This window comes from Rhizobium ecuadorense (genome assembly GCF_001187535.1).
GTDB classification, from domain to species: domain Bacteria; phylum Pseudomonadota; class Alphaproteobacteria; order Rhizobiales; family Rhizobiaceae; genus Rhizobium; species Rhizobium ecuadorense.
This window is the reverse complement of the sequence record NZ_LFIO01000053.1, coordinates 1-224: the sequence shown is the minus strand read 5'-3', so window position 1 is coordinate 224 and position 224 is coordinate 1. Positions and strand designations below refer to the sequence as shown.

1 protein-coding gene is annotated in these 224 nt (G+C 54.5%); it reads right to left on the bottom strand.

Annotated elements, in window-relative coordinates; genetic code table 11:
• Nucleotides 1-224: hypothetical protein (locus AF337_RS44080; protein ID WP_210168030.1), on the bottom strand; the 224-nt coding region annotated here is incomplete at both ends.

Sequence of the window (224 nt, the reverse complement as noted above, 5' to 3'; positions counted from 1 at the left end):
CCTTCACCGAGCACGATCTCCGCCTCATAGCAACCGGTGAGATAAGCTTCGAGGCACTGCTGCACTTCCTCTTGGGTTAAGCCATTGATCCGGGAGGCTATCTCGAAGAAAACTAGATACGCGGACATGCATCTTACGATGGCGGGTGGATGGGTCTTTGTATGCGAGTCGCCTGGGATGCCGATTTCAGCTTGCGTCAAGAGGAAATAGGAGCCGATTGCGCG